Consider the following 15,087-nt stretch of genomic DNA (forward strand, 5'->3'; position numbering starts at 1 on the left):
GAGCGCCAATCCGGCGGACGATTCCACATTTTACATCCTCCCTCCACAGGAAACATCTTGTGCTATAATTAGGTTTTAGAGCACTTGGTGTGAATCATGCCTGTCTAGGAGAGGAATGGACATATGTTTGCAAAAGTAAAGCAACTATTTGACGAAAGCGCGCGAGACGTGCAGCGTCTTGCCAAGCTGGCGGCGCAAATCAATGAATGGGAACCAACCATTTCTTCGCTGAGCAATGAACAACTGCGCCAAAAAACGGTTGCCTTCAAAGAACGGCTCGAACGCGGTGAGACGCTCGATGACATCAAAACCGAGGCGTTTGCCGTCGTCCGGGAGGCGGCGCGGCGCGTGCTCGGTCTGCGCCATTACGACGTGCAACTGATGGGCGGATTGGCGATGCATGAAGGAAACATCGCCGAAATGCAGACCGGGGAAGGAAAGACATTGGCGGCCACTTTGCCAAGCTACTTGCACGCCCTCCTTGGAAAAGGCGTCCACATTATTACAGCCAACGAATATTTGGCGCGCCGGGACTGCGAACAAATGGGCCGTGTGTTCCGCTTTCTCGGCTTAACCGTCGGCCTGAATGTGTCGCAAATGACGGCCAGCGAGAAAAAAGAAGCGTACGCGGCCGATATCACGTACGGCACCGGCACCGAGTTCGGCTTTGATTATTTGCGCGACAACATGGTGCACCGCCTCGAAGATAAAGTGCAGCGCCCGCTGTATTACGCCATCATCGATGAAATCGACAGCATTTTAATCGACGAAGCGCGCACCCCGCTCATTATCGCCAATAAATCGGGAATCGGAGCCGAATTGTTCCCGATTATGGCGCGCATCGTCCGCACCTTTGAAGAAGGAAAAGAGTATGAACGGTCTTTGGAGACGAAACAAATTTTCCTCACCGAAGAAGGGGCGCAAAAAATCGAGCGGGCGTTTGGCATCGACAATCTATACGACTGGGAGCATCACGTGCTGCTCCATCATGCGATGCAGTCGCTGCGCGCTTGGTTTATCATGCGGCGGGATGTCGATTACATCGTCAAAAACGGCAAAGTGATGATCGTTGACCCGTTCACCGGCCGGGTGATGGAAGGGCGCTCGTTCAGCGACGGCCTGCATCAAGCGATTGAAGCGAAAGAAGGTGTGGAAATCACCGAAGAAAACGACATCCAAGCAACGATTACGATCCAAAACTATTTTCGCATGTATGAGAAGCTAGCCGGGATGACCGGCAGCGCTACGCCGTCGAAAGAAGAATTTTGGCAAACGTACCGGCTGCGCGTCGTTACGATTCCGACCAACCGGCCATCCCGCCGCACCGACTGGGACGACCTCGTCTACCAGACGTACGAGGCGAAAGTACGGAAAATTATTGACGAAGTGAAAAAAATGAATGCCATCGGCCGTCCCGTTCTCATCGGCACGACATCGGTCGCACAGTCGGAACGGTTGTCAGCAGCGTTTTCGAAAGCAGGCATCTCTCACCACCTGCTCAATGCCAAAACGGAGGAAGAAGAAGCGCGCATCATCGCGACCGCTGGGCAAAAAGGGCAAGTGATGATCGCAACCAATATGGCCGGGCGCGGGACCGACATTTTGCTTGGAGAAGGCGTCAAGGAACTTGGCGGGCTGCACATCATCGGCACAGAGCGGCATGAAAGCCATCGCATTGATATGCAGCTGCGCGGCCGGGCAGGACGCCAAGGGGATCCGGGGTCTTCCCAGTTTATCATTTCGCTCGACGACGATTTATTCCGCTTGTATGATCAAGATGAATTGAAAAAATGGAAAAGCAAAGTCAAGACGGATGAAACCGGGCTCATCGTGTCGCCCGACCCGATCAAGTTCGTCCAAAAAGTGCAAACAACGATCGAAAACGCCCATTATTCAGCGCGTTTGCATTTATTGAAACTGGACACTGTGATTGACCAACAAAGCAAAGTCATCTACCATATGCGCGACCGCGTTTTGGCGCTGAAGCAAGCAGAGGTGCTGTCCGAGCTCCTTCGACACATTCAGCGTTATATCACGCAAACGATCGACCGTTATTGTCCAGAAAACGTCTTTTTTGAAGAGTGGAACATCGAAGGACTGCACAACGAGTTGCGCCGTGCCTTTTTCCAATTTGTCTATCCGATTGATGATCTTCGCCATAAGCAAAAAGAAGAAATCGCCCAACTTGTTTGGGACGAATACAAATCGCTTGAAGCGGCGCTCGCCGATCTTCCGTGCGACGAAGAACAAACGATGCGGCTTAAGCATTTGATGGTCGAAACCATCGACGCCCACTGGATTCGCCACTTAAATCAACTGAATGTATTGAAAGAGGGGATTCATTTGCGCAGCTACGGCCAAGAGGATCCGTACCGCGCCTTTGAAATGGACGCCTACCGCGAATTCGTCGCGCTGCAGCAAGCGATCGACGCCGGCATTTGCACCACAGCCATGAACTATTTGAAAAGCCAGTTTGTCATCGATGACGAAGCGGCCGCTGCCGCGAACGAACCATAACCGCGGCGCAACACGCCGCCTCGTAAAGGAGGTTCCCTATGATTTTCCGACGAAAACAACGCACGCAACCGGAGGCCGAGCTGCCGGCGCAGCATGTCGAACAGCCGGAGGGCGGAACGAAAACGACGCTGTCGTTTCATCCGGACTGGCAGCTGTCTCCAGAGGAAACGTACGTCTATCGCTTTTACCACGAACAGCTGCCGCCGCTTCAGCCAAACCAAATTTCCATTTCCGGCGTCAAGCTGGTCGAATACAACGATGGGTTTGTCGCTGTCGCCATTTTGCGCAACACGCTGCCGAAGCCGGTTCGCTTTGAACGAATCCGCCTGTTGCTGCTTGACGAGGATGGCACGGCGATCGCCCGTAAAGAGTTTGATATGAGCGCTTTCGGCGAGCTGCCGCCGATGACGGCCCGCCCGTGGCGGTTTTTGTTCGCCGCCGAGGACAAGCTCGTCGATCAGTTGCCTCAAGATGGATGGAAGATCGCCTTTGAACTGACACCGCGGCATCGGCTCGACCTAGAGGAAAGCTGGGAGCAGGCGCTGTCGGCCAAGCAGCGCCAACAGCTGCAAGCCCTCGTTGACTCGGTTCCGCCTCCCGCTCCCGGGGAGGTGAACTTCATGGGCATTGAAGCGAAACAGCTGCCTTCCGGTGAACTAGCCGTCACGTTGCTCATTCGCAACGGCAGCGACAAACATATCCATTTTGAACAAATCCCGCTTGAAGTGCGGGATCATGCTGGCGACATGGTCGCCCGCGGATTATTTCCGTGCCATCTGGAAGTGAAAGCCCACACCAGCAAACCATGGACGTTCCTCTTCCCACCGGAATTGCTGCACAAAGCAGAACCGGATTGGACGTCCTGGAAGGTGACAATCCCATCCTCCACGGCACAGAGCGAAAATCAAGAAACGCAATCAAGCGACGAGTAACCTGCAAAAAGCTGGCCTCCATGGTCGCCAAACGACCGATGGAGGCCAGCTTTCTTTGCATCGTTCCGTTCAAAACGACCGCGCTCCCGTTGTCAGCCGAGCCTTAGTCGAAGCAGCCGAACTTTGCACCATCAAGAGCAGACGGCTATCCAACGCATCTGGACGGGAGGGCCTTATTTCGCAGAAGCAGCGGTTTGAATCTCCATGTAAGCGCCTTTTTTCATCGCCACACCGTCTTTGCTTTTTAACACCGGCGGAATGACCAATAAATAGCTCTGCCCTTTGGCCAGCTTCGCTGTCGGTTTGATCAAAAGCTCCGTCCCCCGGCGGATTTGCGCCGTCACCGCCGCTTCCTGTCCACCTAATTGATACAATTTTACTCCGCTTACCGCGGTATTGGCGAGCGGACGAGAGAAGCGGACGACAAACGTCTTATCGACCGGCGCATTGCGCAGCTTGCCGAGCGACTGATACCCTTTCAGCTGGCCAATCAGCAAATCGCGGTGAGCGGCATACAGCTCTTTACCGACAACCGTCGGCACATCCGGCTTCACCCCAACGTGATGAATCGGCGTCCCTTTTGGCGAGAAAAAGTGGGCGACGGTCAACTTCAACATGCTGCCGTCCGACAGCTCAAACATTTCCTGCATCGATCCTTTGCCAAACGTCCGTTGCCCATACAAAACGGCCGCCTTTTGCTCCTTCACCGCCGCCGCCAACATTTCCGACGCGCTCGCGCTCGACGCGTTGACAAGCAGCCGGATCGGACCCGCCATTTGCACCGGCTGTTTGACAGCGGCATACACTTCTGGGTGATTCGAACGGTCGCGCAACTGAAACGCCTGTTTCACATTTGGGAAAAAGCCGGCGATTTGCTGCGCCGTTTCTACATATCCCCCCGGATTGTCGCGGAGGTCAAAAATCCACCCTTTCACCCCGCTTAACGAGCGAATGGCGCGTTCGATCTCACCAGGCGCTGTCTCATCAAAACTATATAGCTGAATATAGCCGATATTCCCTGCCAGCCGTTTGAACTCCACGTTCGGCCAGTCGATTTTTTCCCGCTTGATGGTGACGCTGACGGTTTCCTCGGTCGACGGCCGCCAAACGGTTACGGCCACCGTCGTTCCTTCTTCCCCTGCGATCAAGCTCAATACTTTTTCCATTGTCTCATTCGTTACCGGCTGCCCATCAACAGCCTGAATCACATCGCCCGGCTGCAGTCCGGCGCGGGCGGCTGGCCCATTGTCCAAGACAGACATGATGTGGACGCCGTCCTCATCTTCCTCAATCATCACACCGATGCCGACAGACTCCATATCGATCCACTTCAAAAATTCCTCGTATTCTTCCTTTGTCATATAGGCAGAATACGGGTCAAGCTGTTTGACAATATCTTGCGGGGTGCTGGCTTTCAACACTCGATCGCTTACGGGTTCAACATAATACTGACGAACCAACTCCCGCACTTCTTCGAGCACCTTCGTTGACGCCGGAGCCGTGGCCGCCTCCGCCGGCGGACTCCAAACCGAAAATGAAGCCGCAAGCAATAGAAGAGCCGCCGCCCATCGCTGAATCACATTCATATCCGTCTCTCCTCTCCCGACATGCGCCGGTTTATTCGATATCGACATCTAAGACAACCGGCGCTTTAAAATCATCGATATACACCGCCAGCTGCTTGCGCGTCGCCGCATCCACCACGTTTGGCAGCCACCGGTCGCAAAGCGACAGCAACCGCTCCGCCCGCGCGATATCCCCTTCATCATACGCATCAAGCAGCTTGTCCATGGCTTTCATAATATTGATGGGATCATAGGCACGCAGCTTGACAGCCAAAGCCGGGCGTTGAAACCATCCTTCCATCTTTTCGCGCAGCGACGCTCCCGGAACGCGGCCGATGAGAATCGCTGTTTTGCGAATTTGATATTCCAGCGGACCGTAGGAATCGTACACAACATCCACATCCCCCGTCCGCAGCGCCCGGTCGACGTTGGCCGTCAAGGCGCGCAATCGCTCCCCGCTTTCGACCGCGCTGATATAGGCGGAAGCCTTTTTCATCGTCTGTTCTCCGGCCGCGATCCGTTTTTCCAACTGCGCCCTTGCCGTTTGTGGACGCACGCGCGCCACTTCTTTTTTTGCCGCCTCATAATCGCGTTTGACTTGGTTGAAGAGACGGTACGGCTTGGACCATTGATCCGCTTTCATCGCCCGCTCAAGCTGGGCGGCATGCTGTTCAAGCCGCTCCACACTTGGGAACGGGGCCGCTTCCGCCTGAATAGCCAACAGCGAAAACGACAACCAAAACACCGCCAGCCATCCGATGATGGAAAATGCTTTTCTCCGTTTTCTCCTCACGCTCTCACCTGCTATCTATAAAAATAGGAAACATGTATTTCAATTTTACTGGAAAAGAAACAAAATGAAAATATGTTCTGAAAAAAATCGAACGTAAGCCCTTCAAAGCATAAAATAAGGCCGACTCTTCAGCCACCTTTTTGACTGTCAGAGCCAGCCTTGATCAACGAAAGTCCGGCCAATGAGTTTGCTGCTTGTCGCCGTCGATTTTGCTCAGCGTCCGGTAGCGAAACGGAACGATTTCCTGCTCTGGCTTGCCAAGAAACTCTTTCGCCCATTCGAACGGAATCAAATCGAACTGCTCCTTGTTTTCAGCGATAAAATAGACGCCGACGACTCTTCCTTGTTGATTGAGGTCAATTGTCAAAAAAGCCGGGTAATACGTGCCGTCTTGCGCCCACAGCACCGCTTTGGCCGTCACCCGGCCGTCCCCTTCGTCTTCCACATCCGGATTGGCGATTCGCTCCAACACTTTGATCGCCCATCCTTGTTTTTTATATCCTCCGACCAGCTTCGGCGGATTTTTCCGCAACTGCTCCAACAATGTTTGCTCGTCCATCGTCAAACTTTTGCCTCCCTTGTGGTTTGCCTATCCGCCCATTTTCTAATATATACAATACTTTTCAGAGAAATGCAAATGCCTAGAAGAACAGCATGCAAGGACTTTCTCGATTAGTGAGCAACATCCCTTGTTCATTCCCTCTTCTAGGCAAGCAGGGGAGGCGCGCCCATCAGCGGAAGATGGCGCGAAGGCCGTCGATGTAAATCGCTCCGGCGTTTTTCCGTCCGATATCCGTTTCCATATAACGCACCGGCATCTCCAGCATGAGCGGAAGCGCGACATCGCTGGGCACAGCGGCTTCGACATATTTCCAACCGATCCAATCGACATGGCGGGCAAAATCGATCCAAATGCGGCGCCCGCTTCCATCCTGCAGCTGGGCGCGCAGCCAATGGCCGCTTCCGTCTCCATACACCCACATGCCAATCGCTTGCGGCCGTTTCGAAATCCAAATCGCTTTCTCCCGACTAGCATAGACGCCGGATGTCCCTGGCATCCCGCGGAAATCGTATGAAATTTTCAGCGCCTGCTTTCCTTCTCTCACCTTTTCTGTCGTCCGCTCGACCGCAGCCCCCACATAGTTGACGCCCGATGCATTCCACTTCAACTCGTTCTCAAAATCATCAAGCACTTCTTCGCTTTCCCCGTTCTCTTGCGTCTCTTTGTACACAACAAGAAGCGCATTCGCCACCGGACGCGCAAATCCATCAGACGGCTTGTTTTCGACTTTGAGCTGCCCGTTTGGCTGGCGGACGACAAAGGTCGAAGAACCGCCGCCATCGAGCGTCATCGCATCGACGGCGCCAAGCTCATGCATCAGTTTGGCCAGCTCATTCAACGTCATGCCTTGGCTATGAGCAGGCTGGCGGCCATCGACAACGACGAGCATGACGTTGCCGTTGCGGTCAATGCCGACAGCTGTGCGAGGATGCACCCCAGCAATCGCAAACGATTGCGCCTGTCCATCCGCCACCAACCGGTATCGGCCGCCAAGCGCTTCTCTCACCCCACTCCATTCGGGCTGGTCATACTGAAGGGAAATTTCCACCGCATCCCCTTCTTTCGCCTGCCGCAAATAGTCGCTCGCCCGGCCGTGGCCCGATAGCACGAGCTCTCCAGGTTGGAGCGGTTCATTGCCTTGACCGACTACAACTTTCTTCACCGTTCCGGTGACCGTTCCATTCCCGTTCAACACCCCTTGTACATTCGTCAGCACGACTTCCGTCCCAAGAGCGTTCGTTTTCGTGGAGGCAGCGAAATACGGGGTGTACAAAATCAACTGATGAGCGCGCCGCGGCTTGTTGATGCCATCGACGGGATATGAGCCTCCTTCTCCAATTCGAACGCCAATTTGAACATCTGGGTTTCCAATCATCGGCTTCCCATCAGCACTGATGCCAAAAATCGTCCGTTCCGCCGTTGGCGTTGTATTCGTCATCACGATCTCTCCCCGGTGCACCATCAAATCGGTCGGCGAACCATCCTCTTTGAAATAATCGCCGTTCACCGCCGCCAGTACGATTCCGTCGCGGCCATCGTACCGTTTTGCCTGCTCAAGCACCGGTTCAATGCCAAGCACTTGATCATTGGACAGCGCCGTCTCAATAGCCAGCCTCTCATTCGACGTATCGATGTCAAGCTTGTACACATGCTGCTTGCCGCGCGTTCCGACGATTTCCATTTCCTCTTTTTCCACCCCGGAGGCGATGCGCGTCGACACCTCCTTTACCACCGTGCCGACCGCCAGTTGTTTCGCTCCGTACCGCCCAGGATTGACAAGCTTCAGCTTCTCCTTTGACGGCGTTTTATACACGACATGCCCTTTGATATTGGTGACGTAATATCCACCGCCAACCCCGTATTGGCCGCCAAACGCTTCGTCATACGAATACACCCGGTACTGTTCTCCAGGCTGCAACACGCGGACAAACGTCAGCGCCCCGTTTTCCCGTTTCCATAGGTTAATCGGTTTCACGATCTCCAATTTTCCAATCTGCCCCTGCACGAGGCGCATGCCTTCCCAGTAGACGACATTCGCTCCGGCATCCGCTTCTGCCGCCTGCAGCGCCGTCCATGCGGCCAACACCGCCCCGATCCCAATGCGGATGATGTTCTTCGCTTTTCCCACTGGTCCTATTTTCCTCTCTTTCTATCATTTTGTTGACACTGATTCTATTATACGACAAACTTCTACAAAAAGGGGAACCCTTTTCCATTTATTTAGTCAAAAAACATCCATGAGTAAGCTTTTACTCGCCACCCAAGCATGAAAATAACCGCTCATGGATTCATTATTTTCACAGAAAAAAAAAAGAACGTCCCAGCAAGGTTGGGACGCTCTGTAGAAGCGAAAACATCATCCGCGGTCACGGAGTATAAAACTCTTGAGAGTAGTAGGGTTGATGAAATGAATTGAACGCCACCCCAACGCCGAGGCGGGTAAAGTCCGGATATAAAAGGTTTTGCCGATGACCGAGCGAGTGCATCCACGCTTCATGGACAAAAATCGCATCGTATTGTCCGTAGGCGATGTTCTCTCCCGCCACGCGATAAGCGATGCCATGGCGCTTCAGGCGGTCAAACGGCGACAGGCCTTGCAAGTTCGTATGAGAGAAGTAGTGATGGACCGCCATATCTTCGCTATGTTCACGGGCGGCCGCCGCCGCCTTCGCATCCCACGCGAGCGCCGAAAGCCCGTGCAAGCGGCGCGCCGCGTTTGCTAAATCAAAAATTTGATATTCATAGGCCGTGCGCAGCTCCTCCGTCGCCGTTCCGTAAAACCCGGGTTTTTCATCCTCGAGCGCCCGATTGACGACAAGCACGCCATCCACCCGGTTGTTGTTGTACCGGTCATAAAAGAAGGTGACGTAGCGGCCGTTGACAAGATACGTATCATATTCATCATTTTGGATGCTGTAAAGGCCATCTTTTTTTTGAATCACCGCAAGCGGCCGGCCGTACAGCGATTCCACCACCGTTTTCGCCGTTCCGATGCCCGTTCCTTTTTTCGTTTGGACAATCGGCTGATTCGTGTACATCGCCGCCACCCGATCACGGTCATAGCTCACCATCAAAAAGTTTTTGTAACCGCCCTGATCATACGCCTCCCAATATAGGCCGTAGGCGTTTTTCGTCTTCCGCTTCGCCTTGCCGTACATTGCTTCGACCTTGGCGCGCGAGTCGCCGATCGCCACCCCGTTCATCGTGACATCCGCCATGTTTGCCTTCGCCTGCTGCACGCATAAAGCAGCGGCCAACTTCTCTTTTGACGGCGTTTCATAGCGGACGCGGGCATCGTTCTTAATCGCATATCCTCGGCCGACCTCGAAATACCCGCCGCCTAGCGCGTACACGCGATACACCGCGCCGCTTGGCAGCGTCTTCACTGCTTTGTTCGACAACCATAGCTCTGTCGGCGCTGTGACCGTCAACCGGCCGATTTGCCCGGGCTTCAGTTCAACGCCGTCCCACCACACTTTTTCCGTTCCGACAAGCTCCCCGCAATCCTCCGCCTTGACCATTGATGAACTCGGCATCCAAAGCCATCCGGCCGCAGCCAACAGCATTCCGATTGCCGCCGTCTGCACCCATTTTCTCACTTCCGTCCGCTCCTTCCTTTCTCTTTTTCTTTCATCATAGATGCCTTTCCATCAAAAGAAAAGAGAAAAAAGAATGATTTCAACGAAAAAGAGGTCGCTTTGGCGGTGCAAAGGTCAACATTTCGTCAAACAAGATTTCCAACGGACTTGGCTAAAGAGTGAAAGATAGGTTAAAATGGATCATATTATTCTTCCATCTTTGTAAGAGAGGAGCATACTTTATGAAGATCATGAAAAAATTTCTAGCCGTCTCAGCGCTAAGCGCCGGAATCCTTCTGTCGCCATTTCACGCCCACGATGCGCAAGCAAAAGTTTGGTGGAACGGCATGGAATTGGTGCAGGGACAGATCGGCAAGTTGACTGTTTTAAAAGATACCGAGCTTTATAAGTTGCAAGGAGAGAAGAAAGTTTACATAAAAACGTTAAAAGCCGGTGGAGTCTATCGCATTTACACGTTTAAACCTGGCATGTTAGGGTTGGGCGGCGGATATTATGTCGATCGCGATGCCCGGGTAAAATACGAAACGCCGTCCAAAGCCAAACTCAATCAAGTCAAAATGGAGCAACTGTTCCGCGGAGTCAAGCTCGGCATGTCCGCTTCTCAAGTCAAGAAGTTGGAAACCGCAAAATTTATCACGCAGGAAAATATAGACGGCGGCCAAGCCTGGGTCTATTCGACTTCTCTTTTTGGATACGATACGCTGCTCGTCTACGGATTTGAAAACGGAAAGCTGGCCTTCTACGGCTACTCGTTCGATGCCGGAAAGGAGTACACAAACGATCAGCTCACAGCGATTTACAACAATCTGAAACAACAGCTCATCACGCTATTTGGAAACCAGTATGAACAGTCCGATTCTGGCCAAGGCTACCCGCCTGCACTCGTATTTCACAAAGACGGCCTTGTGATTGCCCTTTCCTATGATGCGGACGGGTTGGCGGTTACGGTCACGAGTGAACAATAACGTGCAAAAAGCGAGGCTGCCCCATTCATTCGGACAGCCTCGCTTTCTTGCTTACTCCCCATTCACCAACTTCAACTTCTCCTTTGACGGCGTTTCGTAGCGGATGTGCGTGTCGATGTCGGTCACGTAATACCCGCCGCCGACCGCGTACTGCCCGCCGAAGCGCGCGTCATACCCGTAGACGCGGTACACTTCCCCAGGCTGTAAGATGCGGACGAACACAAGGCGCCCATCCTTCGTCCGCTTCCATAGATTGATCGGCTTTTGCACCGTCAAGCGGCCGATTTGCCCTTTTTTCAACTCCACGCCATCCCAATACACTTTTTTCACTTGGCCTGGAGGAGTGGTTGGCTTCTCCGGCTGCTTGGGCGGGTTGGGCTTTTCTTCCCTCCAAAGCGGCAAGGCAAATTCATATTGGGCAAATCCGCTCGGCAAAGTGGCGACATAGCGGATGCTGCCGTCTTGCGGCAAGTATTTTTGCGCTTCCGGCGACGATTCAAACGTGACGGTCACCGGCGCTTTCCCTTTCACTGGCGCAAACCGCCAGTTGCCATCTGCCGACGGGTTGATCGTTCCGTTTTCCCGAATGTAGTCGATGATCACTTGCCGGTTTTCATCCGGCGCAGCCAAAATCGTGTTTTTCCCGCCCGGATTGATGATCCGGTTTGTCGTCGCCCGATAGTTGTTCGTTGCGACGATAAATTCCATGTTCGGCGTCACTGGCTTGCCTTCGAATTTCAAGTTTTTAATCCGGTTCGCGTTCGGATTGATCACATTTTGGTTTTTGTCGTATTTCGCCGGCTCGGTGACATCGATCTCGTACGTCACTCCATCCATAATGTCGAAGTTGTACGTCGGGAAATCGTTGTTGACGAGCGGCTGAACGTCTGTCTTGTTCGGGTCGATTTGGTTGAATTGCCCCGCCGACCACTCAAGCCATTCTTTCAACTCGGCTCCCGTAATTTTCAGCGCATACACCGTGTTCGGATACAAGTACAAATCAGCAACGTTTTTAATGGCGATTTCCCCTGCCGGGATGTCGGTATAATAGCTCGCCCCACCGCGTCCGCCGGCTTTGAACGGAGCGCCGGCCGACAGCACCGGAAGGCCTTCATATTTCGTCCCTTTCAACATCTTTTCGACATACCATTTTTGCGCATTCGTGACGATTTGCACAGACGGATCGTCTTTGATAAGCGCAAAATAGCTGTTGATCGGGCTCGTTGTTTTTCCAACCGGGCTGCGGACGTACTGAATCGTCGCTTCATGTTCCGCTTGGATCGCCTGCTCAACGGCCGGGTCGCTGTCGACAAGCGGCGTTTTCGTCGCCTTGTCATACACTGGACGGAGTTGGGCTTTCGCTTGCGTCACTTTCCATTTCCCGTCGACTTGCTCGACCGTCAAGTCGATCACGCCGAGCGTATCGCCCCATGAACCCGGCATCGTCACCGGAACACCGTTGATCGTGCCGGTTTCATTGTTGATTCCGTTTCCGTCCGGAAAATCTGGTGTTGTGCCTGGAAGGGCCGGGAATTTTTTATGCTGGTGGCCGGTCAACACGGCGTCGACCCCCGGAATTTGCGTTAAATAATACGATGCGTTTTCCATATTCGGGATGTTTCCGCCGGTCTCAATGCCTGAGTGCGATAGCACAACGATCAAATCGGCCCCTTCCGCTTTCATTTTTGGAATATACTTTTGCGCCGACTGCACAATGTCTTTCGCAATCACTTTCCCTTGCAAATTCGCTTTGTCCCAATCCATAATTTGCGGCGGCACAAAGCCGATGACGCCGATCTTCAGCGTATGCTTCTCCCCGTCTTCATCAACGACTTCTTTCTCTAAAATTTGATACGGCGTGAAATAGTTGACATCGTTATCCGGATTTTGGTCATGATCGTCACGGTACACGTTCGCATTCACGATCGGCAGCTTGGCATCGTCATACACTTCATTGAGGAAATCCAAGCCATAGTTGAACTCATGGTTCCCAACCGTCGCCGCATCGTACTTCAACAAATGCAACAGTTTCACCGCTGGATGCACTTCGCCATCTTGCAGCGGCTTCACTTTCGCCACATAGTCGCCAAGCGGCGTTCCTTGAATCAAATCTCCGTTGTCAAACAGAAGCGTATTCGGCTGCTCAGCGCGCGCCTGCTCGATCAAACGCGCCGTTTTCGACAACCCGAACTCATTCGTCGGACTATCTTTGAAATAATCGTAGTTGACAAGATTCATATGTACGTCCGTCGTCTCTAAAATGCGCAGCTTGACGACATCTCGGTCTTCCGCGCCCGCTGCGGTCGGCAACACAGCCGGAGCAAGCAGCCCCAACGCCAACACCACGCTCGCCGCCGCGTATTTCTTCCGTTTTTGCAATGCCCATCCCCCTTTAGTGATTCGAAAAATTTGTACCATTGTCATCATATCACAAAAAACACAAAATTATTAGAAAAAAACACCTAAATCCTTCACAGCAGCTTACCAAAAACAACAGAAAACGCAATCAAAGTATGGAATCCTGCTTCGGATCTTCAAGCTCAGCAAGAAGCCATCACCTTCATGATTTCAAGGGAGACGAAAATTAGGAAAACACAGTCTGTCTCGGGGGATAGTGAAAAAGAATCCATCATTCACCATGATCGTAGCCTCTGGAGAACACATCCATCAACATTCTCCGTTAATGTAAAAAAGTGTCCCGCCGTCTGGGGACACCCTTTCCTTTCATTTCTACAGCAACTGAAGAGCTGGCGAGATTTTTTCTTTACCTTACGCTCTGCACTTTACACTGCAGAACGGTGTATTTTTTACACGTGGTGCCAGTCAAATGTCGACGCTCCATCAGCCGAAGTACGTTCTTTCCTAAATAGCCACAGCTACAAAATTCCCTGCACCCGCACAGCCCACTCAATGGCTTCCTGGTAGCACGACAATACCTTATCCTCCATCAAGCCCAATCGCCCACATAGGCGCGCCATCTGCTCCCATTCCCCTCGCTCCATGCACCAAACTAGGTCATAGACAGCACAAAAGCGGCCTGTTCTATGCAGGAGACAAGCTTGTATATCATCATGAATATTCAGCTCATCTAAAATTTCCGACAATGGCTGATGCAATAGAACGTCCAACAGCGAACAAATCCCCATTAAAAACAAACTAGCCTTGTCCTGTTCATAGCCCAATAGGCCCCCTAGCAATTCGCAAGCTTTTCCTCTAATAAAGGACAATGTGACAATTTCTTCATACAGATGCTTCTGCCCATCTTGAACATGCAAATCGTACAACTCTCGCAAAGCCAATACGGAGATCCACTTTTTCAGCTCATTGATGCCCAATACCATGATTGCATGACGGATTGATTTAATTTTTGGGCGATGCGACACGATCATCGAATTCGCCAATTTCAATAATCGGTACGTAAGCGCTAGATCGCGCTCGATCATCTCTGCAATTTTATGAATATTCGGATCATCCTTGTTCAAACGCCCCAACAGCGCCCAATAGGATAGATAGGAGCTAAATGGAAGGGCTTTATCCCTGTAAATTACGGGTTTACTAAAGAAGAAACCTTGGAAATACACGAATCCCATTTCAGCAGCCCGCCAAAATTGTTCGTACGTCTCCACTTTTTCCGCCAGCCATTTCACTCCTAACCTGTTCGATATCTTCATGAACGACGATGCGTCCTGTATGGAAACACGAGAAAGATCTACTTTGACGAGATCTATGTATGGAAACAGTGGAAGATAAGAGCCATCTAACACAAAATCATCGAGCGCGATCGTGTATCCACGGGACTTCAACTTACGGCACACAGACAAAAGCCAGTTTGACATCGAGATCGTCTCCAAAATTTCCACCACGATCGCCGCAGGCGGAAACTGCAAGGGCACTTCATATTTTAACAAATTCTCTGTAAAATTAACAAAACATGGCTTTCCATTGGTCAACTTCTCAATCCCAATGTTCATAAAACTGTTAATCAGCACTTCCAAGGTAGCTTGGTCCTCATTCAACCCATCATAAAAATTGCCCTTACCGCTTCGGTAAAACAGCTCGTACCCCACCACATTCCGTTCAACATCGAATATCGGCTGCCTCGCCACGTATATCTCCATAGCTGCCCATCCCTCTCCCTACCGCAATTGATGGAG

The 15,087-nt window shown here is 52.2% G+C and carries 10 protein-coding genes; 3 read left to right on the plus strand and 7 right to left on the minus strand.

Annotated features, from left to right (window positions below; translation table 11 throughout):
- Positions 1-123: 123 nt before the first annotated feature.
- Both secA2 and A0V43_RS13720 read left to right on the plus strand, forming a co-directional pair.
- Positions 124-2,517: an accessory Sec system translocase SecA2 gene (gene secA2 / locus A0V43_RS13715; RefSeq protein WP_063193347.1), complete on the plus strand. Its 2,394-nt coding sequence runs from the start codon at positions 124-126 to the stop codon at positions 2,515-2,517.
- 38 nt (positions 2,518-2,555) lie between these two features.
- Complete coding sequence (locus tag A0V43_RS13720; protein ID WP_063193348.1) at positions 2,556-3,449, plus strand: accessory Sec system S-layer assembly protein; 894 nt, start codon at positions 2,556-2,558, stop codon at positions 3,447-3,449.
- 173 nt (positions 3,450-3,622) lie between these two features.
- On the opposite strand, the gene A0V43_RS13725 is transcribed toward A0V43_RS13720, so the two are convergent.
- The 5 genes from A0V43_RS13725 to A0V43_RS13745 all read right to left on the minus strand — a co-directional run bounded on the left by A0V43_RS13725 (position 3,623) and on the right by A0V43_RS13745 (position 9,968).
- Positions 3,623-5,035, minus strand: a complete 1,413-nt coding sequence (locus A0V43_RS13725) for a S41 family peptidase (protein WP_063193349.1) — start codon at positions 5,033-5,035, stop codon at positions 3,623-3,625.
- A 31-nt stretch (positions 5,036-5,066) separates the two neighbouring features.
- Positions 5,067-5,807 carry a hypothetical protein gene (locus tag A0V43_RS13730; RefSeq protein ID WP_020753678.1) on the minus strand — a complete coding sequence of 247 codons (741 nt, stop codon included), beginning with the start codon at positions 5,805-5,807 and terminating at the stop codon, positions 5,067-5,069.
- A gap of 163 nt (positions 5,808-5,970) precedes the next feature.
- Complete coding sequence (locus A0V43_RS13735; RefSeq protein WP_015375879.1) at positions 5,971-6,372, minus strand: hypothetical protein; 402 nt, start codon at positions 6,370-6,372, stop codon at positions 5,971-5,973.
- A gap of 166 nt (positions 6,373-6,538) precedes the next feature.
- Entirely contained in the window at positions 6,539-8,497 is a 1,959-nt protein-coding gene (locus tag A0V43_RS13740; protein ID WP_015375880.1) for a phosphodiester glycosidase family protein, read from the minus strand.
- A gap of 238 nt (positions 8,498-8,735) precedes the next feature.
- The gene (locus A0V43_RS13745) at positions 8,736-9,968 is read right to left on the minus strand and encodes a CAP domain-containing protein (RefSeq protein ID WP_063193350.1); all 1,233 of its coding nucleotides are present in this window, start codon (positions 9,966-9,968) and stop codon (positions 8,736-8,738) included.
- A gap of 221 nt (positions 9,969-10,189) precedes the next feature.
- Between A0V43_RS13745 and A0V43_RS13750 the strand changes: the two genes are divergently transcribed.
- Positions 10,190-10,933, plus strand: a complete 744-nt coding sequence (locus A0V43_RS13750) for a hypothetical protein (RefSeq protein ID WP_063193351.1) — start codon at positions 10,190-10,192, stop codon at positions 10,931-10,933.
- A 51-nt stretch (positions 10,934-10,984) separates the two neighbouring features.
- Here the strand turns inward: A0V43_RS13750 and A0V43_RS13755 are convergent, their stop codons facing one another.
- Both A0V43_RS13755 and A0V43_RS13760 read right to left on the minus strand, forming a co-directional pair.
- The gene (locus A0V43_RS13755; protein WP_063193352.1) at positions 10,985-13,312 is read right to left on the minus strand and encodes a bifunctional 2',3'-cyclic-nucleotide 2'-phosphodiesterase/3'-nucleotidase; all 2,328 of its coding nucleotides are present in this window, start codon (positions 13,310-13,312) and stop codon (positions 10,985-10,987) included.
- A gap of 497 nt (positions 13,313-13,809) precedes the next feature.
- Positions 13,810-15,051: an EAL and HDOD domain-containing protein gene (locus tag A0V43_RS13760; RefSeq protein ID WP_063193353.1), complete on the minus strand. Its 1,242-nt coding sequence runs from the start codon at positions 15,049-15,051 to the stop codon at positions 13,810-13,812.
- Positions 15,052-15,087: the final 36 nt, after the last annotated feature.

The organism is Geobacillus sp. JS12 (genome assembly GCF_001592395.1).
Lineage (GTDB): Bacteria > Bacillota > Bacilli > Bacillales > Anoxybacillaceae > Geobacillus > Geobacillus zalihae.